At 66.2% G+C, this 25,792-nt stretch carries 12 protein-coding genes, 1 tRNA gene and 3 rRNA genes; 13 read left to right on the top strand and 3 right to left on the bottom strand.

The window, feature by feature from the left end:
• The first annotated feature begins 14 nt into the window (after nucleotides 1–14).
• On the top strand, nucleotides 15–467 hold the full coding sequence (locus tag ABIE67_RS34030) for a hypothetical protein (RefSeq protein WP_370265211.1): 453 nt from the start codon (nucleotides 15–17) through the stop codon (nucleotides 465–467).
• Between the two features lie 117 nt (nucleotides 468–584).
• On the opposite strand, the gene ABIE67_RS34035 is transcribed toward ABIE67_RS34030, so the two are convergent.
• Nucleotides 585–1,139 (bottom strand): hypothetical protein, encoded by a 555-nt coding sequence (locus ABIE67_RS34035; protein WP_370265212.1) that lies wholly within the window; start codon nucleotides 1,137–1,139, stop codon nucleotides 585–587.
• A gap of 91 nt (nucleotides 1,140–1,230) precedes the next feature.
• Entirely contained in the window at nucleotides 1,231–1,467 is a 237-nt protein-coding gene (locus tag ABIE67_RS34040) for a hypothetical protein (protein WP_370265213.1), read from the bottom strand.
• A gap of 208 nt (nucleotides 1,468–1,675) precedes the next feature.
• Between ABIE67_RS34040 and thyX the strand changes: the two genes are divergently transcribed.
• From thyX to ABIE67_RS34080, 8 genes are all read left to right on the top strand, one after another.
• Nucleotides 1,676–2,416 (top strand): FAD-dependent thymidylate synthase, encoded by a 741-nt coding sequence (thyX, locus tag ABIE67_RS34045; protein ID WP_370265214.1) that lies wholly within the window; start codon nucleotides 1,676–1,678, stop codon nucleotides 2,414–2,416.
• Nucleotides 2,417–2,632: 216 nt separating this feature from the next.
• Nucleotides 2,633–3,532: a 4-hydroxy-tetrahydrodipicolinate synthase gene (gene dapA / locus ABIE67_RS34050; RefSeq protein WP_370265215.1), complete on the top strand. Its 900-nt coding sequence runs from the start codon at nucleotides 2,633–2,635 to the stop codon at nucleotides 3,530–3,532.
• Between the two features lie 153 nt (nucleotides 3,533–3,685).
• Nucleotides 3,686–5,371, top strand: coding sequence for a ribonuclease J (locus tag ABIE67_RS34055; protein ID WP_370265216.1), 1,686 nt, complete (start codon nucleotides 3,686–3,688; stop codon nucleotides 5,369–5,371).
• Nucleotides 5,372–5,872: 501 nt separating this feature from the next.
• Nucleotides 5,873–7,398: ribosomal RNA gene (locus ABIE67_RS34060) — 16S ribosomal RNA — on the top strand.
• A 304-nt stretch (nucleotides 7,399–7,702) separates the two neighbouring features.
• Nucleotides 7,703–10,824: ribosomal RNA gene (locus ABIE67_RS34065) — 23S ribosomal RNA — on the top strand.
• 89 nt (nucleotides 10,825–10,913) lie between these two features.
• Nucleotides 10,914–11,030: ribosomal RNA gene (gene rrf / locus ABIE67_RS34070) — 5S ribosomal RNA — on the top strand.
• Together the 16S, 23S and 5S rRNA genes form the textbook arrangement of a ribosomal RNA operon.
• Nucleotides 11,031–11,144: 114 nt before the next feature.
• Nucleotides 11,145–11,807, top strand: a complete 663-nt coding sequence (locus tag ABIE67_RS34075; protein WP_370269214.1) for a DegT/DnrJ/EryC1/StrS family aminotransferase — start codon at nucleotides 11,145–11,147, stop codon at nucleotides 11,805–11,807.
• Between the two features lie 76 nt (nucleotides 11,808–11,883).
• Nucleotides 11,884–11,959 (top strand) — tRNA-Thr (locus ABIE67_RS34080).
• Between the two features lie 58 nt (nucleotides 11,960–12,017).
• On the opposite strand, the gene ABIE67_RS34085 is transcribed toward ABIE67_RS34080, so the two are convergent.
• Complete coding sequence (locus ABIE67_RS34085) at nucleotides 12,018–14,762, bottom strand: SpoIIE family protein phosphatase (protein ID WP_370265217.1); 2,745 nt, start codon at nucleotides 14,760–14,762, stop codon at nucleotides 12,018–12,020.
• A 378-nt stretch (nucleotides 14,763–15,140) separates the two neighbouring features.
• Here ABIE67_RS34085 and ABIE67_RS34090 point away from each other — a divergent pair, with 378 nt between their 5' ends.
• The 4 genes from ABIE67_RS34090 to ABIE67_RS34105 all read left to right on the top strand — a co-directional run bounded on the left by ABIE67_RS34090 (nucleotide 15,141) and on the right by ABIE67_RS34105 (nucleotide 25,578).
• Nucleotides 15,141–20,624, top strand: a complete 5,484-nt coding sequence (locus ABIE67_RS34090; protein WP_370265218.1) for a HAMP domain-containing protein — start codon at nucleotides 15,141–15,143, stop codon at nucleotides 20,622–20,624.
• A 244-nt stretch (nucleotides 20,625–20,868) separates the two neighbouring features.
• Nucleotides 20,869–21,549, top strand: coding sequence for a two-component system response regulator (locus ABIE67_RS34095; RefSeq protein WP_370265219.1), 681 nt, complete (start codon nucleotides 20,869–20,871; stop codon nucleotides 21,547–21,549).
• 160 nt (nucleotides 21,550–21,709) lie between these two features.
• Nucleotides 21,710–24,466: a DNA translocase FtsK gene (locus ABIE67_RS34100; RefSeq protein ID WP_370265220.1), complete on the top strand. Its 2,757-nt coding sequence runs from the start codon at nucleotides 21,710–21,712 to the stop codon at nucleotides 24,464–24,466.
• Nucleotides 24,467–24,747: 281 nt separating this feature from the next.
• Nucleotides 24,748–25,578 (top strand): helix-turn-helix domain-containing protein, encoded by an 831-nt coding sequence (locus ABIE67_RS34105; RefSeq protein WP_370265221.1) that lies wholly within the window; start codon nucleotides 24,748–24,750, stop codon nucleotides 25,576–25,578.
• Nucleotides 25,579–25,792: the final 214 nt, after the last annotated feature.

Raw genomic sequence — 25,792 nt, forward strand, 5'->3', positions numbered from 1 at the left:
CACGAGGCTCGTTGATGCGCGCGAAGATCTCCTACGCCATAACGGCCGCCGTCCTGGTCGTCTACTTCGTCCTGGTCGGCAGCCGTGGCGTGATGCTCATCCAGTCCGGCACGGTCATCACCGTCACCTTCGGCGTGGCGGTGCTGATCCTGCCGGTGATCGGCGTGTGGTTCCTGTGGAAGAACACCCAGTTCGTCCGCAAGGCCAACGCGCTCGCCGCCGAACTCGACGCCGAGGGCGGTCTGCCGGTCGACGAGCTCAAGCGCACCCCCGGCGGCCGAATCGACCGTGACTCGGCCGACGAGGTCTTCGCCCGGCGCAAGGCCGAGACGGAGGCGTCCCCCGACGACTGGCGCAGCTGGTTCCGCCTCGCCATCGCCTACCACGACGCCCGGGACACCCCGCGCGCCCGCAAGGCGATGCAGAGGGCCATCGCGCTGCACGAAGGCAGGACCGTCGAGGCCTGAGCCCTACGTCGACGGGTCGGCCGCACGCCGACGAGTTACGCCGACGAGCCGACCGAACGCCGAAGGGGCCGACCCGCTGCTGCGGACCGGCCCCTTCGCATGCCATGCCTGTGGCGATCAGCCGCGCGTGTTCTCCGAGGCCCACACCTCGACGGCGTCGGCGGCCCGGTCGAACGCCGCGACCCGGGCCAGGAAGTCCGTGTTGTGCGTGGTCATCAGCGCCGGCATGTCATCCGCCGCACGACCCCGCTCCACCAGCAACAGCGCCTGCCCCTGCACCGTGCGCGGCAACCCCAGCCAGCGCACCGGCTGCTGCACCCTCCGTACGGCGACGACCTGCTGCCAGGGCACCGTACGCGTGACGAGGAACCGCACCTGGCGCAGTCCACGCGCGCTCACCCACACCCCCATGCGGAGCAGCCGCAGAGCGCCGGCGATGACGGCCAGCGCGATACCGAAGACGACGCCGGCCTCGGTCACCGTGGCGGTCAGGGCGATGATGACCGCAGCGAAGAGCACGTACGAGGCGAGCAGCAGCGACAGCGCCGCCACGCCCACGCGCCACGGCCCGGGACGGTAGGGGCGCCGCCAGCGGTCGAGGTCGTCGAAGGGCAGCGCGACGTCGTCGGCTGTCTCGAATGCGCGGTCGGCCGTCAGGAAGGGCAGGGGCACGACTGGTCCTCACTCAATCCATGCGGGGGCTGTGCCCGGTGAGGCTAATCGACCCGTGCCCCCACTCACCACTCCTGGGGGGCCGGTTGAGTCAGTGCCCCTGAGAGGCCTGTGACTGCTGGGTCTGCGTCGCGGTGTCGGTGGACAGCGCCGGCATGCCCACCACCAGCGAGCCCACCAGCCCGGCGACGATGGTGAGCCCCAGCAGCCAGCGCCCGGCCATCTGACCGATGGACGCTCGCTCAGGGGGTGGGGGAGTGACATTGCTGCGGAACCTGTCGGCCTCGGCGAGGAAGGCGAACGGAACGGGCTCGCGCCGACCGAACATCAGGGACTTCTCCTCTCGGAATCGTGTGGGTGACCGTCACCAACACAGACGAGCGGGTGCCCCAAAAGGTGCCCGGTTTCACCGAATTCACAGAAATTCGCTGAAGTTCGCCGAGGTATGTCGCGACCCGGCACCGAACGCCCCGTTGTCAGTGCCGGGCCGTAGAGTGGGCGCCGCCCGCAGAAGTGATGGAAGGACCCTCCGAGCCGTGACCGACACCCCCGCCGACGACCTCAAGCCAAGCTTCCTCAGTGACGTCACCGTCGAGCTGGTCAAGCACAGCGCGGCCGACTCCGACGTGCTGTGGGCCGCCCGCGTCTCCACCGCCGGCGAGCAGTCCCTGGACGAGCTGAAGAAGGACCCGGAGCGCTCCAAGGGCCTGATCAACTACCTGATGCGGGACCGGCACGGCAGCCCCTTCGAGCACAACTCGATGACCTTCTTCATCAGCGCCCCGATCTTCGTCTTCCGCGAGTTCATGCGGCACCGCGTGGGCTGGTCGTACAACGAGGAGAGCGGCCGCTACCGCGAGCTCCAGCCCGTCTTCTACGTCCCCGGCGAGTCCCGCAAGCTGGTCCAGGAGGGCCGCCCCGGCAAGTACGTCTTCGTCGAGGGCACCCAGGCCCAGCAGGAGCTGACCGGCCGCGTCATGGAGGACTCGTACCGGCAGTCGTACGAGGCCTACCAGGAGATGCTCGCCGCCGGCGTCGCCCGCGAGGTCGCCCGAGCCGTCCTCCCGGTCGGCCTGTTCTCCTCGATGTACGCCACCTGTAACGCCCGCTCCCTGATGCACTTCCTCGGCCTGCGTACCCAGCACGAGCTGGCCAAGGTCCCGTCCTTCCCGCAGCGGGAGATCGAGATGGTCGGCGAGAGGATGGAAGCGGAGTGGGCCAAGCTCATGCCGCTGACGTACGCCGCCTTCAATGCGAACGGCCGCGTGGCCCCGTAAGGCACCAGCGGCCCCCAGCCGGCCCGTCACGGCCGCGTGGGTCAGCCGCATGAAGTGTCCGTATTGCGGCATTTAGAGAAGTTCATCTAGCCTGATCAAACGGACCCGGCACTGCTTGAACCCCCGAGCAGGCAGTGCCGGGCTCCTTATTTGTCCTGACTTTCCCGCACCCCCCGAGGGCAGACCACGCCGGGCGCAACGAGTAGCGTGTAACCCATGGCTCCGACCTCCACTCCGCAGACCCCCTTCGGGCGGGTCCTCACCGCCATGATCACGCCCTTCACGGCGGACGGCGCACTTGATCTCGACGGCGCGCAGCGGCTCGCCACGCACCTGGTGGACGCAGGCAACGACGGCCTGATCATCAACGGCACCACCGGCGAGTCCCCCACCACCAGCGATGCGGAGAAATCGGACCTGGTGCGGGCGGTACTGGAGGCCGTCGGCGACCGAGCCCACGTGGTGGCCGGGGTCGGCACCAACGACACCCGCCACAGCCTGGAGCTCGCCCGCGCGGCCGAGCAGATCGGCGCACACGGCCTCCTGGTCGTCACGCCGTACTACAACAAGCCCCCGCAGGAAGGCCTGTACCGGCACTTCAAGGCCATCGCCGACGCCACCGAGCTGCCGGTCATGCTGTACGACATCCCCGGCCGCAGCGGCGTCCCGATCAACACCGAGACGATCGTCCGCCTCGCCGAGCACCCTCGCATCGTCGCCAACAAGGACGCCAAGGGCGACCTCGGCCGCGCCAGCTGGGCCATCGCCCGCTCCGGCCTCGCCTGGTACTCCGGCGACGACATGCTCAACCTGCCGCTGCTCTCCGTGGGCGCGGTCGGCTTCGTCTCGGTCGTCGGCCACGTGGTCACCCCCGACCTGCGCGCGCTCGTCGAGGCGTACATCTCCGGCGACGTCCAGAAGGCCACGGAGATCCACCAGAAGCTGCTGCCGGTCTACACCGGCATGTTCCGCACCCAGGGCGTCATGACCACCAAGGCCGCGCTCGGCCTCCAGGGCCTGCCCGCAGGACCGCTGCGCGCACCCATGGCCGAGTGCTCGCCCGAGGAGATCGAGCAGCTCAAGATCGATCTTGCCGCAGGCGGGGTACAGCTCTAACACCAGACTTCGCGCGCAGGCCGCGCACCAGACTCCACAACTGAATAAGCAGGACACCGGTGCCTGCACCCCACAACGACAACTGCTTCTGCACGAACGTCACGCGCGCCACGTGCCCGACCGGTACGTGGCGCGCGTGGTGAGGAGAGTCTTTTGAGTCATCCGCATCCTGAACTCAGCGCGCCCCCGCCGCTCCCCGAAGGCGGCCTGCGAGTCACCCCGCTCGGCGGCCTCGGCGAAATCGGCCGAAACATGACGGTCTTCGAGTACGGCGGCCGCCTGTTGATCGTCGACTGCGGAGTGCTCTTCCCCGAGGAGGAGCAGCCCGGAATCGACCTGATCCTGCCGGACTTCTCGTCCATCCGGGACCGCCTCGACGACATCGAGGGCATCGTCCTCACCCATGGCCACGAGGACCACATCGGCGGCGTCCCCTTCCTCCTCCGCGAGAAGCCGGACATCCCGCTGATCGGCTCCAAGCTGACCCTGGCGCTCATCGAGGCCAAGCTCCAGGAGCACCGCATCCGCCCGTACACCCTCGAGGTGGCGGAGGGTAACCGCGAGCGCATCGGCCCCTTCGACTGCGAGTTCGTCGCGGTCAACCACTCCATCCCGGACGCCCTGGCGGTCGCGATCCGCACCCCCGCCGGCATGGTGGTCCACACGGGCGACTTCAAGATGGACCAGCTCCCGCTGGACAACCGTCTGACGGATCTCCACGCCTTCGCGCGGCTGAGCGAGGAAGGCATCGACCTCCTCCTCTCCGACTCCACGAACGCGGAGGTCCCGGGCTTCACCCCGCACGAGCGCGACATCTCCAACGTCCTGCGCCAGGTCTTCGCGGGCGCCCGCAAGCGCGTGATCGTGGCGAGCTTCGCCAGCCACGTCCACCGCATCCAGCAGATCCTGGACGCGGCCCACGAGTACGGCCGCCGGGTCGCCTTCGTCGGCCGCTCGATGGTCCGCAACATGGGCATCGCGCGCGACCTCGGCTACCTGAAGGTCCCACCCGGCCTGGTGGTGGACGTCAAGACACTGGACGACCTCCCGGACAGCGAAGTGGTCCTGGTCTGCACGGGCTCCCAGGGCGAGCCGATGGCTGCCCTGTCCCGCATGGCCAACCGGGACCACCAGATCCGCATCGTCCAGGGCGACACGGTGATCCTCGCGTCCTCGCTCATCCCGGGCAACGAGAACGCGGTGTACCGCGTCATCAACGGCCTGACCCGCTGGGGCGCGAACGTCGTCCACAAGGGCAACGCCAAGGTCCACGTCTCGGGCCACGCGTCCGCGGGTGAGCTGCTGTACTTCTACAACATCTGCCGTCCGAAGAACCTGATGCCGGTGCACGGCGAATGGCGCCACCTGCGCGCCAACGCCGAACTGGGCGCCCTGACCGGCGTCCCGCACGACCGCATCGTCATCGCCGAGGACGGCGTCGCCGTCGACCTCATCGAGGGCAAGGCGAAGATCTCCGGCAAGGTCCAGGCCGGGTACGTGTACGTCGACGGCCTCTCGGTCGGCGACGTCGGCGAGCCGGCGCTGAAGGACCGCAAGATCCTCGGCGACGAGGGCATCATCTCGGTCTTCGTGGTGGTGGACTCCTCCACCGGCAAGATCACGGGCGGCCCGCACATCCAGGCCCGCGGCTCCGGCATCGAGGACTCCGCCTTCGGGGACGTCGTCCCGAGGATCACGGAAGTGCTGGAACGGTCGGCCCAGGACGGTGTGGTCGAACCGCATCAGCTGCAGCAGCTGGTCCGCCGGACCCTCGGCAAGTGGGTCTCGGACACCTATCGCCGTAGGCCGATGATCCTGCCTGTAGTGGTGGAGGTCTGACGGTCCGTCGGACCCTCGACTGCTTGAACCTGGAGCGGGGCTCCTCGATTTGCATCGGGGCGCCCCGCTCCAGTACGTTTACGGCTCCGCCTGAACGGGAACCCGGAAGCTCCGAGCACCGGAACCAGTCCCCGGAGGGGGCGGGAATTCCGACTCAGAATCTCTGATAAAGTCGGAGCCGCCGGAAAGGGAAACGCGAAAGCGGGAACCTGGAAAGCACCGAGGAAATCGGATCGAAAAAGATCTGATAGAGTCGGAAACGCAAGACCGAAGGGAAGCGCCCGGAGGAAAGCCCGAGAGGGTGAGTACAAAGGAAGCGTCCGTTCCTTGAGAACTCAACAGCGTGCCAAAAATCAACGCCAGATATGTTGATACCCCGTCTCCAGCATCTGCTGGGGCGAGGTTCCTTTGAAAAAACACAGCGAGGACGCTGTGAACGGCCGGGCTTATTCCGCCTGGCTGTTCCGCTCTCGTGGTGTTCATCCCGATTACGGGAAAACATTCACGGAGAGTTTGATCCTGGCTCAGGACGAACGCTGGCGGCGTGCTTAACACATGCAAGTCGAACGATGAACCACTTCGGTGGGGATTAGTGGCGAACGGGTGAGTAACACGTGGGCAATCTGCCCTTCACTCTGGGACAAGCCCTGGAAACGGGGTCTAATACCGGATATCACTCTCGCAGGCATCTGTGAGGGTCGAAAGCTCCGGCGGTGAAGGATGAGCCCGCGGCCTATCAGCTTGTTGGTGAGGTAATGGCTCACCAAGGCGACGACGGGTAGCCGGCCTGAGAGGGCGACCGGCCACACTGGGACTGAGACACGGCCCAGACTCCTACGGGAGGCAGCAGTGGGGAATATTGCACAATGGGCGAAAGCCTGATGCAGCGACGCCGCGTGAGGGATGACGGCCTTCGGGTTGTAAACCTCTTTCAGCAGGGAAGAAGCGAAAGTGACGGTACCTGCAGAAGAAGCGCCGGCTAACTACGTGCCAGCAGCCGCGGTAATACGTAGGGCGCAAGCGTTGTCCGGAATTATTGGGCGTAAAGAGCTCGTAGGCGGCTTGTCACGTCGGGTGTGAAAGCCCGGGGCTTAACCCCGGGTCTGCATTCGATACGGGCTAGCTAGAGTGTGGTAGGGGAGATCGGAATTCCTGGTGTAGCGGTGAAATGCGCAGATATCAGGAGGAACACCGGTGGCGAAGGCGGATCTCTGGGCCATTACTGACGCTGAGGAGCGAAAGCGTGGGGAGCGAACAGGATTAGATACCCTGGTAGTCCACGCCGTAAACGGTGGGAACTAGGTGTTGGCGACATTCCACGTCGTCGGTGCCGCAGCTAACGCATTAAGTTCCCCGCCTGGGGAGTACGGCCGCAAGGCTAAAACTCAAAGGAATTGACGGGGGCCCGCACAAGCAGCGGAGCATGTGGCTTAATTCGACGCAACGCGAAGAACCTTACCAAGGCTTGACATACACCGGAAACGTCTGGAGACAGGCGCCCCCTTGTGGTCGGTGTACAGGTGGTGCATGGCTGTCGTCAGCTCGTGTCGTGAGATGTTGGGTTAAGTCCCGCAACGAGCGCAACCCTTGTCCTGTGTTGCCAGCATGCCCTTCGGGGTGATGGGGACTCACAGGAGACCGCCGGGGTCAACTCGGAGGAAGGTGGGGACGACGTCAAGTCATCATGCCCCTTATGTCTTGGGCTGCACACGTGCTACAATGGCCGGTACAATGAGCTGCGATACCGCGAGGTGGAGCGAATCTCAAAAAGCCGGTCTCAGTTCGGATTGGGGTCTGCAACTCGACCCCATGAAGTCGGAGTTGCTAGTAATCGCAGATCAGCATTGCTGCGGTGAATACGTTCCCGGGCCTTGTACACACCGCCCGTCACGTCACGAAAGTCGGTAACACCCGAAGCCGGTGGCCCAACCCCTTGTGGGAGGGAGCTGTCGAAGGTGGGACTGGCGATTGGGACGAAGTCGTAACAAGGTAGCCGTACCGGAAGGTGCGGCTGGATCACCTCCTTTCTAAGGAGCACTTCTAGGCTGCCTCGGCAGTCCAGAGGCCAGTACATCGGCGAATGTCTGATGCTGGTTGCTCATGGGTGGAACGTTGATTATTCGGCACACTTGACCATCTTTTCTTCCCAGTACTGCTTCGGCGTGGAACGGAACGGAAAGTGGCGAGGGTGTCGGGCACGCTGTTGGGTGTCTGAAGTAACGGCCGTGAGGTTGTGCTTCGGAAGCCGGCCCCAGTGAACTCCGGTTTGTACCGGGGGTGATGGGTGGCTGGTCGTTGTTTGAGAACTGCACAGTGGACGCGAGCATCTGTGGCCAAGTTTTTAAGGGCGCACGGTGGATGCCTTGGCACCAGGAACCGATGAAGGACGTGGGAGGCCACGATAGTCCCCGGGGAGTCGTCAACCAGGCTTTGATCCGGGGGTTTCCGAATGGGGAAACCCGGCAGTCGTCATGGGCTGTCACCCATACCTGAACACATAGGGTATGTGGAGGGAACGCGGGGAAGTGAAACATCTCAGTACCCGCAGGAAGAGAAAACAACCGTGATTCCGGGAGTAGTGGCGAGCGAAACCGGATGAGGCTAAACCGTATACGTGTGAGACCCGGCAGGGGTTGCGTGTACGGGGTTGTGGGATCTCTCTTCTGTTGTCTGCCGGCAACAGGACGAGTCAGAAACCGTTGATGTAGACGAAGGACATGCGAAAGGTCCGGCGTAGAGGGTAAGACCCCCGTAGTCGAAACGTCAGCGGCTCGTTTGAGAGACACCCAAGTAGCACGGGGCCCGAGAAATCCCGTGTGAATCTGGCGGGACCACCCGCTAAGCCTAAATATTCCCTGGTGACCGATAGCGGATAGTACCGTGAGGGAATGGTGAAAAGTACCCCGGGAGGGGAGTGAAATAGTACCTGAAACCGTGTGCCTACAAGCCGTGGGAGCGTCGGACATCAGCTTGCTGGTGTCTCGTGACTGCGTGCCTTTTGAAGAATGAGCCTGCGAGTTTGCGGTGTGTTGCGAGGTTAACCCGTGTGGGGAAGCCGTAGCGAAAGCGAGTCCGAATAGGGCGGTATAGTAGCGCGCTCAAGACCCGAAGCGGAGTGATCTAGCCATGGGCAGGTTGAAGCGGAGGTAAGACTTCGTGGAGGACCGAACCCACCAGGGTTGAAAACCTGGGGGATGACCTGTGGTTAGGGGTGAAAGGCCAATCAAACTCCGTGATAGCTGGTTCTCCCCGAAATGCATTTAGGTGCAGCGTCGTGTGTTTCTTGCCGGAGGTAGAGCACTGGATAGGCGATGGGCCCTACCGGGTTACTGACCTTAGCCAAACTCCGAATGCCGGTAAGTGAGAGCGCGGCAGTGAGACTGTGGGGGATAAGCTCCATGGTCGAGAGGGAAACAGCCCAGAGCATCGACTAAGGCCCCTAAGCGTACGCTAAGTGGGAAAGGATGTGGAGTCGCAGAGACAACCAGGAGGTTGGCTTAGAAGCAGCCACCCTTGAAAGAGTGCGTAATAGCTCACTGGTCTAGTGATTCCGCGCCGACAATGTAGCGGGGCTCAAGCGTACCGCCGAAGTCGTGTCATTGCAGCATATAGGGCCAACGCCTGCTGTGATGGGTAGGGGAGCGTCGTGTGCCGGGTGAAGCCGCGCCGGAAGGCAGTGGTGGACGGTTCACGAGTGAGAATGCAGGCATGAGTAGCGATTCACACGTGAGAAACGTGTGCGCCGATTGACTAAGGGTTCCTGGGTCAAGCTGATCTGCCCAGGGTAAGTCGGGACCTAAGGCGAGGCCGACAGGCGTAGTCGATGGATAACCGGTTGATATTCCGGTACCCGCTGTGAAGCGTCAAACATTGAACCAGGCGATGCTAAGTCCGTGAAGCCGCCCTGGAGCCTTCGGGCAAAGGGGAGTGGTGGAGCCGACGAACCAGACTTGCAGTAGGTGAGTGATGGGGTGACGCAGGAAGGTAGTCCATCCCGGGCGGTGGTTGTCCCGGGGTAAGGGTGTAGGACGTCAGGTAGGTAAATCCGCCTGGCATATAGTCTGAGACCTGATGCCGAGCCGATTGTGGTGAAGTGGATGATCCTATGCTGTCGAGAAAAGCCTCTAGCGAGTTTCATGGCGGCCCGTACCCTAAACCGACTCAGGTGGTCAGGTAGAGAATACCGAGGCGTTCGGGTGAACTATGGTTAAGGAACTCGGCAAAATGCCCCCGTAACTTCGGGAGAAGGGGGGCCACGTCTGGTGAGAGGACTTGCTCCTCGAGCTGGGGGTGGCCGCAGAGACCAGCGAGAAGCGACTGTTTACTAAAAACACAGGTCCGTGCGAAGCCGTAAGGCGATGTATACGGACTGACGCCTGCCCGGTGCTGGAACGTTAAGGGGACCGGTTAGTCACTCTTCGGGGTGGCGAAGCTGAGAACTTAAGCGCCAGTAAACGGCGGTGGTAACTATAACCATCCTAAGGTAGCGAAATTCCTTGTCGGGTAAGTTCCGACCTGCACGAATGGCGTAACGACTTCTCGACTGTCTCAACCATAGGCCCGGTGAAATTGCACTACGAGTAAAGATGCTCGTTTCGCGCAGCAGGACGGAAAGACCCCGGGACCTTTACTACAGTTTGATATTGGTGTTCGGTTCGGCTTGTGTAGGATAGGTGGGAGACTTTGAAGCGGGCACGCCAGTGTTCGTGGAGTCGTCGTTGAAATACCACTCTGGTCGTGCTGGATGTCTAACCTGGGTCCGTGATCCGGATCAGGGACAGTGTCTGATGGGTAGTTTAACTGGGGCGGTTGCCTCCTAAAGAGTAACGGAGGCGCCCAAAGGTTCCCTCAGCCTGGTTGGCAATCAGGTGTTGAGTGTAAGTGCACAAGGGAGCTTGACTGTGAGACCGACGGGTCGAGCAGGGACGAAAGTCGGGACTAGTGATCCGGCGGTGGCTTGTGGAAGCGCCGTCGCTCAACGGATAAAAGGTACCCCGGGGATAACAGGCTGATCTTCCCCAAGAGTCCATATCGACGGGATGGTTTGGCACCTCGATGTCGGCTCGTCGCATCCTGGGGCTGGAGTCGGTCCCAAGGGTTGGGCTGTTCGCCCATTAAAGCGGTACGCGAGCTGGGTTTAGAACGTCGTGAGACAGTTCGGTCCCTATCCGCTGTGCGCGTAGGAGTCTTGAGAAGGGCTGTCCCTAGTACGAGAGGACCGGGACGGACGAACCTCTGGTGTGCCAGTTGTTCTGCCAAGGGCATGGCTGGTTGGCTACGTTCGGGAGGGATAACCGCTGAAAGCATCTAAGCGGGAAGCCTGCTTCGAGATGAGGACTCCCACCCACTTGATGGGGTAAGGCTCCCAGTAGACGACTGGGTTGATAGGCCGGATCTGGAAGCACGGTAACGTGTGGAGGTGACCGGTACTAATAGGCCGAGGGCTTGTCCTCAGTTGCTCGCGTCCACTGTGTTGGTTCTGAAACCACGAACAGCCCCATGCCTGGTCACGGCGTGGTGCGGCTGGACAGTTTCATAGTGTTTCGGTGGTTATAGCGTGAGGGAAACGCCCGGTTACATTCCGAACCCGGAAGCTAAGCCTTACAGCGCCGATGGTACTGCAGGGGGGACCCTGTGGGAGAGTAGGACGCCGCCGAACTCCTTTTAATAGGGTTGGTCCCGGAACTTCGGTTCCGGGACCAACCCTTTTTTGTTGTGCGTCACCTGAAGTTCACGTTGCGCAACCAACATCGCCCGTATGGGTACTGCTGCAATGCTCAGGGCCGCCGGCGTCGGAGTCGGTGACGAGGTTGTCGTACCGGCCTTCGGGAGCGTCGAAGTCGCCGAGGCCGTGGTCCTGGCCGGCGCGCTGCCGGTGTTCGCCGACATAGATCCGCTGACGTACTGCCTGGACGCCGTCGCCGTGGAGGCGGTGGTGACCCCGCGGACGGCGGCCGTTGTCGCCGTCCATCGATTTGGCCGGTCGGCCGATATCGCGGGATTGCACGAGATCGGACAGCGGCACGGGCTGTTGGTGTTGGAGCAAGGTGAGTCCGAGGTGCCGTACGACGAGATCGCTCAGCGCAGGCAGCGGGCTTCGTATCTGGATGCGAAGTTGAAGGGTGTGCGGACGCCCGACGGTGGTGACGGGCACACTTACCAGCAATATGTCGTGAGGGTGCCGGGGAATGGGCGGCCGGATCGCGATGCCTTCGCTCGGGCCGTGCGAACCAGGGGAGTTGAGTGCCGGGTGCCGGTGAAGACGCCCGTGCACAGGCTGCCGGAGTACCGTCGGTCTGTGTCCTTGCCGGAGACCGAACGGGCCGCTGATGAAACGTTGGCTCTGCCCGTTGACGCCGCTCTGACCAAGCGGGACATGCAGCGGATAGTGTCGGCCTGCAATGCGCTCGGAGGGCTGCTCCAGCCCGCCTTCTGAGCGGGTTTGGGAGCACGGGTGTGTTCGGGGTATGATCTATTCCGTTGCCGCGAGGGAACCTCGCAAAAGGTGACAGGCCCCTATAGCTCAGTCGGTAGAGCGTCTCCATGGTAAGGAGAAGGTCAACGGTTCGATTCCGTTTGGGGGCTCCACGCAGAAGGCCCCGCCCATTTGGGCGGGGCCTTTCTCATGCCCTTCGAGTGTCTCTTCTCAGTCCTTGTGGATGCCGGGCACGCGCATGGCCAGGATGGCCATGTCGTCGGACGGGGCGTCCGAGGCGAAGCGTTCGACCGCGCGCATGATGCGGGCCGCCACCGCGCCCGCTGTCAGGCCCGTGCAGGTGGTGAGGACGTCGGTGAGGCCGTCGTCGCCCAGCATGCGGCTGCCTTCACGGCGTTCGGTGACGCCGTCCGTGACGCACAGGAGGACGTCGCCGGGGTCGAGGGTGACCGTCTGCTCGTAGAGCTCCAGGTCCTCCATGACGCCGAGGAGCGGCTGGGGTTCGGCGGCCGGCTCGACCGTGCCGTCCTGGCGTAGACGGAGCGGGAGAGGGTGGCCGGCGCAGACCACCTTCAGTTCGGCGCTGCCGTCCTCCTGGGGCCGCAACTCGCCGTAGAGGAGCGTCAGGAAGCGGCTGCGGGCGCCCTCGTCGAGGATCGCGGAGTTCAGGCGCTCCAGGACCGCCGGGCCGCTGAGGCCCTCGCGTGCGAGGAGCCGGAGGGCGTGCCGGGCCAGGCCCGTGACCGCCGCGGCGTTCGGGCCCGTACCGCAGACGTCGCCGATGGCGAAGCCGTAGGCGCCGTCGCTGATCGGGAAGAGGTCGTAGAAGTCGCCGCCGACCTCGTTGCCCTCGCCGGCCGCGCGGTAGATGACCTCCACCTCGACGCCGTCGATCTCGGGCAGCTCGGGCGGCAGGAGGCTGCGTTGGAGGGACTGGCTGATGGCTGTGCGCTCGGAGTAGAGGCGGGCGTTGTCGAGGGCCAGGGCGGCCCTTCGGGAGAGGTCCTCCGCCAACTCCAGGATTTCCTGGCGGAAGTGTTCGTCCGTCGGTTTGCCGAGGGTCAGCATGCCGATGACGCGGTTGCGGGCCACCAGCGGCAGCACGACCGTCTCGCCGCCCACCGCGGACGCCGTGGCCAGGGTGGGGCCGATGCCCGCGCTGATGCGGCCGATGGGCTCGCCGAGGCCGAGGCTGCGCATGGAGGTGCGCAGGGCCGCCTGGTGGGCCGACTCGGCGGGAGCGGACCAGACGCGGGCGCCGGGGGTGGGGACCGGGTCCGGTGGGGCGATCTTCGACAGCAAGGACTTAATGCCGTCGATGAGGTCCTCGTCCTCGTGGAGGACGTAGGACAGGTATGGCTCGGAGGCCTGGTCGGCGATCGTGTAGACCGCGCACCAGGTGGCCAGCGTCGGGACTGTCATCTGGGCCATGAGGGCCAGGGTCTGGTCGCGGTCCAGGGTGCCGGCGAGCAGGTCGGAGGCCTCGACGAGGAAGCTCAGCGAGCCTCGGCGCAGGCGTTCCAGTTCGCCCAGGCGGGCCGATTCGACTGCGAGCGCGATGCGGTCGGCGGCGAACTGGAGGCGTAGGGCCTCCTCGTTGGAGTATCTGTTGGGGGCTTCCGCGGCGACGCCGAGGGAGCCGGTGAGGCGGCCCTCGACCTTGAGGGGGACCGTGACGACCGAGCGCATGCCGGTGCCCCGCAGCAGGGGGACGGCGCCGGGGACCATCGTGAGGTCCTCGTGGACCGCGGGCATGCGGGCCGAGCCGTAGCGGCCGGGTCCCGCTTCGACCGGCACGCGCGCGAAGCGCTGGCGGGCGGAGGGCAGGCCGGTGGAGGCGCGGACCTCCAACTCCGTCTCGTCGTCGGTCGCGAGGAGCAGGAAGGCGGAGTCGCCGTCGAGCATGTCGCGGGCGCGTTCGACCGTGCGCTGGAGGAGGCCGTCGAGGTCGTCCGGGGCGGGGGAGCCGATGAACACCTCGAAGGGGTCGGTGCTCTGGGACTCGGAGGAGGTGTCGGAGGCCGGGATGCGCAACGGGGTCTGGAGCACGGCGCGTTCGTGGTCGCGGACCAGGAGGCAGACCGTGGACGGCTCGCCTCCCGTGTCACGGACGCGGAGGTGGGAGGCGTACACCGGTGTGACGCGGCCGTTGGCGCCCCTTATGCCGTAGCTGCCTTCCCAGCGCGAGAGTTGGAGGGCCTCGGCGATGCCGGTGCTGGTGCCCGGCGTGTGCGGCCAGGCCGCGAGGTCGGTGAGGGGCTTCCCGGTGACCTGCTCGGCGGCATAGCCGAAGAGATCCTCGGCGTCCTCGTTCCAGGATGAGATGGCACCCGTACGGTCGATCTGGACCACTGCGACGCGGACGCGGCCGTCGGCGAGCGGGAGGAGGTCGGAGGGCAGGGACGGGCCTGCGGCGCGGGTGCCCACCGGGCGTTCGGGGAGGTCCAGTTGGAACCAGACCTGTTTGTGCGTGGGTGTGTACTCGACGCCCCAGCGGCCGGCCAGGGCCGCGCACAGCTGGAGGCCGCGGCCGCCCTCGCGGTCGGGGCTGCCCATGTTGACGGGCGAGCCCTGGAGCGGGATTTCGCGCTCCGGATAGCGGTCGCCCACCTCGATCCGTACGCCTTCGTCACTGCGCAGACACAGAACGTCAGCGGAAGTGCCCGCGTGTACGACGGCGTTGGTCACCAGCTCGCTGGTGAGTACGACGGCGTCGTCGACGATGTCGGCGAAGCCCCACCCCTGGAGGGTGTCGCGGACAAAGGAGCGGGCGCTCGCGACCGATCGCCCGACGGGATCGAAGCTGGCTGCCGCGCGCGCGGTGATCACTGAACTCCTCGGCCGGTTGTCGACGTGCAGGGCTCCGAGGCCGACCGGCTCGCGCCGCTGCTGCGGCATCTGCGTGCCCGTCGGCCGGTCCGGGGGTTGTGCCCCCGGGATCAGTCCGGTGGTCATGTCCGGCTGCCCCTCCGATGCCCGCTCGTGCTCCTCCTGTCACCGCCCAGGCCGGACGGGACCGGCGCGGCTGGACAGCCGCATGCAAGGTTACTTACCTTCGCGGTCCATGCGGATGCCGGTCTGCAGTGTTTCCGTCCGGAGGGTGTGCGGACGATGTGCGAAGCTGCCGAACTGTTATGGCCGGGTTCAGCCGGGGTGAAACACTGGGCAAGCTTCTTGTGAAGGTCCGGTCAGGCTGAGTGTCATTCACGTACCGCGGGCAGCAGCACGTGGTGTGGCCTGGTATATCCGGCAGGAATGCCCAGCAGTAACGGGTACGCCGAACAGTAGAACCCGAGCACAGCAGTAACGGTCGACCCCTGCGGGAGGGACACAGTGGAGTCTGGCGCAGCGACGCGGGGCACTAAGACGCGCGCGAAAGGCGGACAGTCCCTGAGGAACGAACGCAAGACGCGAGGCGGGACCACCACGGTGGACACGGCTGCCCTGAACCGGCTGCTGGCGGCCCTGGTGTCGATGCGTGACGGGAACTTCCGGAAGCGGCTCACGGTGTCCGGGGACGGCGTGATGTCGGAGATCGCCGCCGTTTTCAACGAGGTGGCCGACCGCAATCTCCACCTCACGGGTGAGCTGGCGCGGGTGCGGCGCATGGTCGGGCGTGAGGGCAAGCTCACGGAACGGCTGGAGACAGGCGCCTGTGAGGGCTCCTGGGCTGCGGCGGTCGACAATTCCAACGCCCTGGTCGACGACCTCGTACGGCCCGTCTCCGAGGTCGGGCGGGTGCTGTCCGCGGTGGCCGAGGGTGATCTGTCGCCGCGTATGGAGCTGCGGACGCAGGCGCCGGACGGGACCGGGCATCCGCTGAGGGGTGAGTTCCTCAAGGTCGGGCGGACTGTAAACAATCTTGTCGATCAGCTGTCGACGTTCACCGACGAGGTCACGCGCGTGGCCAGCGAGGTGGGCACCGAGGGCAAGCTCGGCGGGCAGGCACGCGTGCGTGGGATGTCCGGTTCGTGGAAGGACCTCACGGACTCGGTCAACACGATGGCGTACCGGCTGACGGCTCAGGTGCGGGACATCGCGCTGGTGACCACGGCTGTGGCCAAGGGTGATCTGTCCCGGAAGGTCACGGTTCACGTGGCCGGCGAGATGCTGGAACTGAAGAACACCGTCAACACGATGGTGGATCAGCTGTCGTCCTTCTCGTCCGAGGTGACGCGAGTCGCGCGCGAGGTCGGCACCGAGGGTGAGCTGGGTGGTCAGGCGCAGGTGCCGGGTGTGGCCGGCACGTGGAAGGACCTCACCGATTCGGTGAACCTCATGGCCGGCAACCTGACCGCGCAGGTGCGAGGAATCGCGCAGGTGACGACGGCGGTCGCCAACGGTGACCTGTCGCAGAAGGTCACCGTGTCGGCGCGCGGCGAGGTCGCCCAGCTCGCGGACACGATCAACCAGATGACCGAGACGCTGCGGATCTTCGCGGACGAGGTCACGCGTGTGGCCAACGAGGTCGGCGCCGAGGGGCGGCTGGGTGGCCAGGCGAATGTGCCGGGCGCGGCGGGGACGTGGAAGGACCTGACGGACTCGGTCAACACGGCGTTCCGGAATCTCACCGGACAGGTGAGGGACATCGCCGCCGTGACGACGGCTGTGGCCAATGGTGACCTGTCGCAGAAGGTCACGGTGGACGTCTCCGGCGAGATGCTGGAGCTGAAGAACACCGTGAACACGATGGTGGACCAGCTGTCGTCGTTCGGCTCCGAGGTCACGCGTGTGGCGCGTGAGGTGGGTGTCGAGGGTGAGCTGGGCGGGCAGGCTCAGGTGCCGGGGGCCGCGGGGACGTGGAAGGACCTGACGGACTCGGTCAACACGGCGTTCCGGAACCTCACCGGACAGGTGAGGAACATCGCGCAGGTGACCACGGCCGTGGCCAACGGTGACCTGTCGCAGAAGGTCACGGTGGACGTCTCCGGCGAGATGCTCCAGCTGAAGAACACCGTGAACACGATGGTGGACCAGCTGTCGTCCTTCGCCGACCAGGTCACGCGCATGGCCCGGGACGTGGGCACCGAGGGCCGGCTGGGAGGGCAGGCCGTCGTACCGGGCGTGGCCGGCACGTGGAAGGAGCTCACCGACTCCGTCAACGGAATGGCTGGAAACCTCACCGCCCAGGTGCGCAACATCGCCCAGGTCACCACCGCAGTGGCCCGCGGTGACCTGTCGCAGAAGATCGACGTCGACGCGCGCGGCGAGATCCTGGAGCTGAAGAACACCATCAACACGATGGTCGACCAGCTCTCCGGCTTCGCCGACCAGGTGACCAGGGTCGCTCGCGAGGTGGGTACCGAGGGCCGCCTCGGTGGTCAGGCGCAGGTGCCCGGCGTCGCCGGTGTGTGGCGGGACCTGACCGACTCCGTGAACGGAATGGCAGGAAACCTTACGGCCCAGGTGCGCAACATTGCGCAGGTCGCCACCGCGGTGGCCCGGGGTGACCTCTCGCAGAAGATCACCGTGGACGCGCGCGGCGAGATCCTGGAGCTCAAGAACACGCTGAACACGATGGTGGACCAGCTGTCGTCGTTCGCCGAGGAGGTCACCCGAGTCGCCCGCGAGGTGGGTACGGAGGGCCAGCTCGGCGGTCAGGCCGAGGTGCAGGGCGTCTCCGGCACCTGGAAGGACCTCACCCAGTCCGTGAACTTCATGGCGAACAACCTGACCATCCAGGTGCGTCAGATCGCCGAGGTCACGACCGCGGTCGCCAAGGGTGACCTGTCCAAGAAGATCACCGTTGACGCCAAGGGCGAGATTCTCGAGCTGGTCACGACCGTCAACACGATGGTCGACCAGCTCTCCAGCTTCGCCGAGCAGGTGACCCGGGTGGCCCGCGAGGTGGGCACCGAGGGCATCCTGGGCGGCCAGGCGCACGTGCCCGGCGTCACGGGTATCTGGAAGGACCTCAGCGGCAACGTCAACCTGATGGCCAAGAACCTGACCATGCAGGTGCGGAACATCTCCCAGGTCGCGGCCGCCGTCGCCAACGGTGACCTGACGCGGACGGTGACGATCGAGGCACGTGGTGAGGTCGCGCAGCTCGCCGACACCTTCAACACGATGGTCAAGACGCTGAGTTCGTTCGCCGACCAGGTCACCAAGGTGGCCCGAGAGGTGGGTACGGACGGCATCCTCGGTGGTCAGGCGCATGTGCCGGGCGTGGCCGGTACATGGAAGGACCTCACCGAGTCCGTGAACCAGATGGCGTCCAACCTGACCGGTCAGGTGCGCAACATCGCCATGGTCACGACGGCCATCGCCAAGGGTGACCTGACCAAGAAGATCGACATCGACGCTCGTGGCGAGATCCTCGAGCTCAAGACGACGATCAACACGATGGTCGACCAGCTGTCGTCGTTCGCCGAGGAGGTCACCCGAGTCGCCCGCGAGGTGGGCACGGAAGGACAGCTCGGCGGCCAGGCACGCGTGCGTGACGTCGACGGCACCTGGCGCGACCTCACCGAGTCCGTGAACGAAATGGCAGGAAACCTTACTCGGCAGGTGCGAGCCATCGCGCGCGTGGCGACCGCGGTGACCCGAGGCGACCTGAACCTGAAGATCGACGTCGATGCGTCCGGCGAGATCCAGGAGCTTCAGGACTACATCAACAAGATGATCGCCAACCTGCGCGACACCACGATCGCCAACAAGGAGCAGGACTGGCTCAAGGGCAACCTCGCCCGGATCTCCGCGCTGATGCAGGGCCGCCGCGACCTGGAGGACGTGGCCTCGCTGATCATGAGCGAGCTGACGCCGGTGGTGACCGCGCAGCACGGCGCGTTCTTCGTCGCGATGCCGCTCCTGGACGGCAAGGACCTGGCCGCCGAGAGCGACGACCAGTACGAGCTGCGGATGCTCGGGTCGTACGGCTACTCGATGGGTTCCATGCCGACGTCCTTCCGGCCGGGTGAGGCGCTCATCGGGACGGCCGCCGAGGAAAAGCGCACGATCCTCGTGGAGAACGCGCCCAGCGGCTATCTGAAGATCTCCTCCGGGCTCGGCGAGGCCCCGCCCGCGCAGGTGATCGTCCTTCCGGTGCTGTTCGAGGGCAAGGTGCTCGGCGTGATCGAGCTGGCCTCCTTCACACCGTTCACGCAGATCCAGAAGGACTTCCTCAACCAGATCGCCGAGATGATCGCGACCAGCGTCAACACCATCTCGGTCAACACCAAGACCGAGGTGCTGCTGAAGCAGTCGCAGGAGCTGACCGAGCAACTGCGTGAGCGGTCGGCGGAGTTGGAGAACCGGCAGAAGGCCCTCCAGGCGTCCAACGCCGAACTGGAGGAGAAGGCCGAGCTGCTGGCCCAGCAGAACCGCGACATCGAGGTGAAGAACACCGAGATCGAGGAGGCACGGCAGGTCCTGGAGGAGCGTGCCGAGCAGCTGGCCGTGTCGATGCGCTACAAGAGCGAGTTCCTCGCCAACATGTCGCACGAGCTGCGTACGCCGCTGAACTCGCTGCTGATCCTGGCCAAGCTGCTCGCCGACAACGCCGAGGGCAACCTCTCGCCCAAGCAGGTCGAGTTCGCCGAGACGATCCACGGCGCGGGCTCGGACCTGCTCCAGCTGATCAACGACATCCTGGACCTGTCGAAGGTCGAGGCGGGCAAGATGGACGTCTCCCCGACGCGTATCGCGCTCGTCCAGCTCGTGGACTACGTGGAGGCGACCTTCCGCCCGCTGACCGCGGAGAAGGGGCTGGACCTGTCCGTACGGGTCTCGCCGGAGCTGCCGGCCACGCTGCACACCGACGAGCAGAGGCTGCTGCAGGTGCTGCGCAACCTGTTGTCCAACGCGGTCAAGTTCACCGACTCCGGGTCGGTGGAGCTGGTCATCCGGCCGGCCGGGATGGACGTGCCGCAGAAGATCCGGGAGCAGCTGCTGGAGGCCGGTTCGCTGACCGAGGCGGACGCGCCGCTGATCGCGTTCTCCGTGACCGACACCGGCATCGGGATCGCGGCCAGCAAGATGCGGGTGATCTTCGAGGCGTTCAAGCAGGCGGACGGCACGACGAGCCGCAAGTACGGCGGTACGGGGTTGGGGCTGTCGATCTCGCGGGAGATCGCCCAGCTGCTCGGCGGGGAGATCCACGCGCAGAGCGAACCGGGGCGTGGCTCGACGTTCACGCTGTATTTGCCGCTGCACCCGAGCGAACTGCCTCCGCACGGCTACCAGCAGCAGCTGCCGCCTCTCGACGCGGGCGCCCTGGTGGCCTCGGCGGCCGAGCTGGCGGAGCTGGCGGAGCTGGCCGACGTGGAGGTGGAGACGCCGGCCGAGGTGCGGTCGTACCGGGAGACGCAGAACGGCGCCGCGGCGCTCTTCAGGCGCCGCCGCAGGGCCGCGAGCGAGCTCGAGCAGCGGCCGGCGCAGCAGGAGCAGTGGTCGGCGCCGGAGCCGGAGAGGGCGCCGCAGTCCCGCCGGGGCATCCGGTTCGGCGGGGAGAAGGTGCTGATCGTCGACGACGACATCCGTAACGTCTTCGCGCTGACGAGCGTCCTGGAGCAGCACGGCCTGTCCGTGCTGTACGCGGAGAACGGCCGGGAGGGCATCGAGGTCCTGGAGCAGCACGACGACGTGGCGGTCGTCCTGATGGACATCATGATGCCCGAGATGGACGGGTACGCGACGACCACGGCGATCCGCAGGATGCCGCAGTTCGCCGGGCTCCCGATCATTGCGCTCACCGCGAAGGCGATGAAGGGCGACCGGGAGAAGGCGATCGAGTCGGGCGCCTCCGATTACGTGACCAAGCCGGTCGATCCCGATCATCTGCTGGCGGTGATGGACCAGTGGATGAGGGAGCAGTGACCGGAGCTGACAGTGTTCACGCGGAGTTGCTGACTCAGTGTGCTCGAAGCCGTGTAGAACTGCGGGATTCGGGGAACCTTCTGGTCTCCCGCTACGTTTCTGCTACGTGCACAGTGACATCGCGGTGACAGGGTGTGGCGACAGGCGGGGTGCGGCTACCATGACCGGCACGAGGGCGGGCGGCGTAAGGGAGTCGTCCCCTGGGGCGGAGCCCGGTGCACTGCCGGGGCGAGGAGGGCGGGCCATGGTGCAGAAGGCCAAGATCCTCCTGGTCGATGACCGGCCGGAGAATCTGCTGGCGCTGGAGGCGATCCTCTCTGCGCTCGATCAGACCCTGGTGCGGGCATCGTCCGGGGAGGAAGCGCTCAAAGCACTGCTGACGGACGACTTCGCGGTCATTCTGCTGGACGTCCAGATGCCGGGAATGGATGGTTTCGAAACCGCGGCGCACATCAAGCGGCGGGAACGGACCCGGGACATCCCGATCATCTTCCTCACCGCGATCAACCACGGCCCGCATCACACCTTCCGTGGCTACGCGGCGGGCGCGGTCGACTACATCTCCAAGCCGTTCGACCCGTGGGTGCTGCGGGCGAAGGTCTCGGTTTTCGTCGAGCTGTACATGAAGAACTGCCAGCTGCGTGAGCAGGCGGCGCTGCTGCGGCTCCAGTTGGAGGGCGGCGGCAAGGCCTCGGGTGCCGACTCGAAGGAGCCGGCGGGGCTGCTGGCCGAGCTGTCGGCGCGGCTCGCGGCGGTCGAGGAGCAGGCCGAGGCGCTGTCCAAGCAGCTTGACGACGAGTCGGCGGACGCGGCGGCGGTGGCCACGGCGGCCCATCTCGAACGCAAACTCACGGGGTTGCGGCGGGCCCTGGACGCGCTGGAGCCGGGCACCGGGAGCACGTCCTCGGTGCCCTCGCAGAACTGACGTCGCGGCGGCGCGGGTTGACGCGCGACCGCCCCGGGGCGTCCAGCGTGTGACCGGTCCATGAACCGGCGTCAGCTCGCCGCCTCCGTAAGGGCGACACGAACGGGTGAAGCAGTGGGCACACGTGTCCGCTGTCTTCTCCACCGGTAACCTCACACCCATGGCCTCACGTCCCTCCGCAGCCAAGAAGCCGCCCGCGAAGAAGGCGGCCGCTTCCGCGAAGGCCCCGGCGAAGAAGGCCGCTGCCAAGAAAGCCCCCGCGAAGAAGGCGCCGGCCAAAAAGGCCGCGGCGAAGAAAGCCGTGCCCCCGCCCAAGCCGGCACCCAACCCCACCGGGGGCATCTACCGGCTCGTGCGCGCCGTCTGGCTCGGGCTGGCGCACGCGGTCGGTGCCGTCTTCCGCGGCATAGGGCAGGGCGCGAAGAACCTCGACCCCGCCCATCGCAAGGACGGCGTCGCGCTGTTGCTCCTCGGGCTCGCGCTGATCGTCGCCGCCGGCACCTGGTCCAACCTGCGCGGTCCCGTCGGTGACCTCGTCGAGATCATCGTCACCGGTGCCTTCGGCCGGCTCGACCTGCTGGTGCCGATACTGCTCGCGGTCATCGCCGTACGGTTCATCCGGCACCCCGAGAAGCCCGAGGCCAACGGCCGTATCGTCATCGGCCTGTCCGCGCTCGTCATCGGTGTGCTCGGCCAGGTCCACGTCGCCGTCGGCTCGCCCGCCCGCAGCGAGGGCATGCAGGCCATAAGGGACGCCGGCGGGCTGATCGGCTGGGGCGCGGCGACCCCGCTGACGTACACCATGGGCGAGGTCCTCGCCGTACCGCTCCTCGTGCTGCTCACGATCTTCGGTCTGCTGGTCGTCACGGCCACCCCGGTCAACGCCATCCCGCAGCGGCTACGGCTGCTGGGCATCAAGCTCGGGATCCTGCCCGACCCGGAAGAGGACGACGACGAGTTCACCGAGGACGAGCAGCGCTACGACGACCAGTGGCGTGAGGCGCTGCCCGCGGCGCGCGGACGTAAGCGGCGCTCGGCCCCCGAGGCGTACGACCCCGACAGCGCCGAGCAGGAGGCCCTCTCGCGGCGTCGTGGCCGCCCGAGGCGCTCCGCGGTACCGCAGCCCGAGATGAACCGTCCCATGGACGCTGTGGACGTCGCGGCGGCCGCCGCTGCCGCGCTCGACGGTGCCGTCCTGCACGGAATGCCGCCCTCGCCGATCGTCGCCGACCTCACCCAGGGCGTGAGCGTGGGCGACCGCACGGAGACCACCCCGGTGCCGACGCCGGTCCCGGCCGCGCGGCCCAAGCAGGAGAAGCTTCCCAAGGCCAAGCCCACGACCGAGATCGCGGACCTGACCAAGTCCGAGGTCCCGGACCTCACCAAGGCCGCGCCCGACGAGATCCGCGACCTGCCTCCGCGCGCCGAACAGCTCCAGCTGTCCGGCGACATCACCTATTCCCTCCCGGCGCTCGACCTCCTGGAGCGCGGCGGCCCCGGCAAAACGCGCAGCGCCGCCAACGACGCCATCGTCGAGTCGCTGACCACCGTCTTCACCGAGTTCAAGGTCGACGCCCGCGTCACCGGCTTCACACGCGGGCCGACGGTCACGCGCTACGAGGTCGAGCTCGGGCCCGCCGTGAAGGTCGAGCGGATCACCGCTCTCACGAAGAACATCGCGTACGCGGTCGCCAGCCCGGACGTACGGATCATCAGCCCGATCCCCGGCAAGTCCGCGGTCGGCATCGAGATCCCCAACACCGACCGAGAGATGGTCAACCTCGGTGACGTGCTGCGACTCGCGGCCGCCGCCGAGGACGACCACCCGATGCTGGTCGCGCTCGGCAAGGACGTCGAGGGCGGCTATGTGATGGCCAACATCGCGAAGATGCCCCACGTGCTGGTTGCCGGCGCGACCGGTTCCGGTAAGTCGTCGTGCATTAACTGCTTGATCACTTCGGTCATGATGCGGGCGACCCCGGAGGACGTCCGCATGGTGCTGGTCGACCCCAAGCGCGTCGAGCTGACCGCCTACGAGGGCATCCCGCACCTGATCACGCCGATCATCACCAACCCGAAGCGGGCCGCCGAGGCTCTCCAGTGGGTCGTACGGGAGATGGACCTTCGGTACGACGACCTGGCGGCCTACGGCTACCGGCACATCGACGACTTCAACGAAGCCGTGCGCAACGGCAAGGTGAAGGCGCCGGAGGGCAGTGAGCGCGAGCTGCAGCCGTACCCGTACCTGCTGGTGATCGTCGACGAGCTCGCCGACCTGATGATGGTCGCTCCGCGCGACGTCGAGGACGCGATCGTGCGCATCACGCAGCTCGCGCGCGCGGCCGGCATCCACCTGGTGCTCGCCACGCAGCGGCCGTCGGTCGACGTCGTCACCGGTCTCATCAAGGCGAACGTCCCCTCACGGCTCGCCTTCGCCACGTCGTCGCTCGCGGACTCGCGCGTCATCCTCGACCAGCCAGGCGCCGAGAAGCTGATCGGCAAGGGTGACGGGCTGTTCCTGCCGATGGGCGCCAACAAGCCCACGCGTATGCAGGGCGCGTTCGTGACCGAGGACGAGGTCGCGGCCGTCGTCCAGCACTGCAAGGACCAGATGGCGCCCGTCTTCCGGGACGACGTCACCGTGGGCACCAAGCAGAAGAAGGAGATCGACGAGGACATCGGCGACGACCTCGACCTGCTGTGCCAGGCGGCCGAGCTGGTCGTCTCCACACAGTTCGGGTCGACGTCCATGCTGCAGCGCAAGCTGCGGGTCGGGTTCGCCAAGGCAGGGCGGCTGATGGACCTGATGGAGTCGCGGAACATCGTCGGACCGAGCGAGGGCTCCAAGGCTCGTGACGTTCTTGTGAAACCTGACGAGCTGGACGGCGTGCTCGCGGTGATCCGCGGGGAGGCTTAAAGGGAGTCCGAGGTGGAAACGGGACGCAGTGGTCGCCTTGCGGACGGGTGGGTGATGGGTCGATGTCCGATCGTGACTCACCCGTAAGGGATCATTGAGCAACCGTTCCCCTTCGGCGTACGTCAAGTTGAGGGAAGCGCGAGAATCTCGTACTCCGTCATCGGCGTGTCCGGCCATTCCGATGGCGTACAAAGTCCTACCGCCCGGTTGCCCCACCCTTTTGTACCCCCCCTAGACTGAACCTCCAGCACAGGTGGCTTAAACGCTCGAAAGGCGCCCCCGTGTCCATCGGCAACTCCCCTGAAGACGAGCGTCCGTTCGAAGACGTGTCCGAGGAAGCCCGCCACTCGATCGGCCGTGCCCTCCAGCAGGCGCGCATCGACGCAGGGCTGACGGTCGACGACGTCAGTAACGCCACCCGGGTCCGCATCGCCATCGTGCATGCCATCGAGGACGACGACTTCGCCGCCTGCGGCGGCGACGTGTACGCCCGAGGCCACATCCGGACCCTGGCCAAAGCCGTCCACCTCGATCCCGCCCCGCTCCTCGCCCAGTACGACGACTCGCACGGCGGACGACCGGCGCCGACCCCGGCAGCCCCCCTGTTCGAGGCGGAGCGCATCCGCCCCGAGCGGCGCGGGCCGAACTGGACCGCGGCCATGGTCGCCGCGATCGTCGCCGTGGTCGGATTCGTCGGGTTCACCGCGTTCAAGGGCGAGGACGAGGGCGGCAAGTCATCGGTCGCCGAGGGCGGCTCGACGCCGACGGCCGACAAGACCACGCCCACCCCGAAGACCGACAAGCCCAAGGACCCGAAGCCGTCGGACAGCGCCATCGCCGCCGTCCCGCAGGACAAGGTGACCGTCCAGGTGAGCGCCGTCGACGGCAGGAGCTGGGTCGGGGTCAAGGACCACAACGGCCGGCTGCTCTTCGACGACCTGCTCAAGCAGGGTGACTCCAAGACCTTCCAGGACAGCGAGAAGATCAACCTCGTCCTTGGCGACGCGGGTGCGATCGACCTGTATGTCAACGGCAAGAAGATCGATGACGACTGGCAGCCGGGCGCCGTGGAGCGCCTCACGTACACGAAGGGTGACCCGCAGGCCGGATAAGTCCGGCTGAAGGGTCGAGCACGGACGGGGTTGGCCAAGATCGGCAGGTCTCCTGGGCGGTTCAGGCCCGCCTGCGCAGCCCCGGTGCCTGGGAAGCGAGGTCGAGCGGGGTCTGGTGCGTGCAGCTGCAAGGCGGAGGAGGGAGTCGACGCGGAGCGTCGGCGACTGACGACAACGCGGCAGATACGCGTGCCGGACCCCGCGACTGCGGCAT

Source organism: Streptomyces sp. V4I8 (genome assembly GCF_041261225.1).
GTDB lineage: Bacteria > Actinomycetota > Actinomycetes > Streptomycetales > Streptomycetaceae > Streptomyces.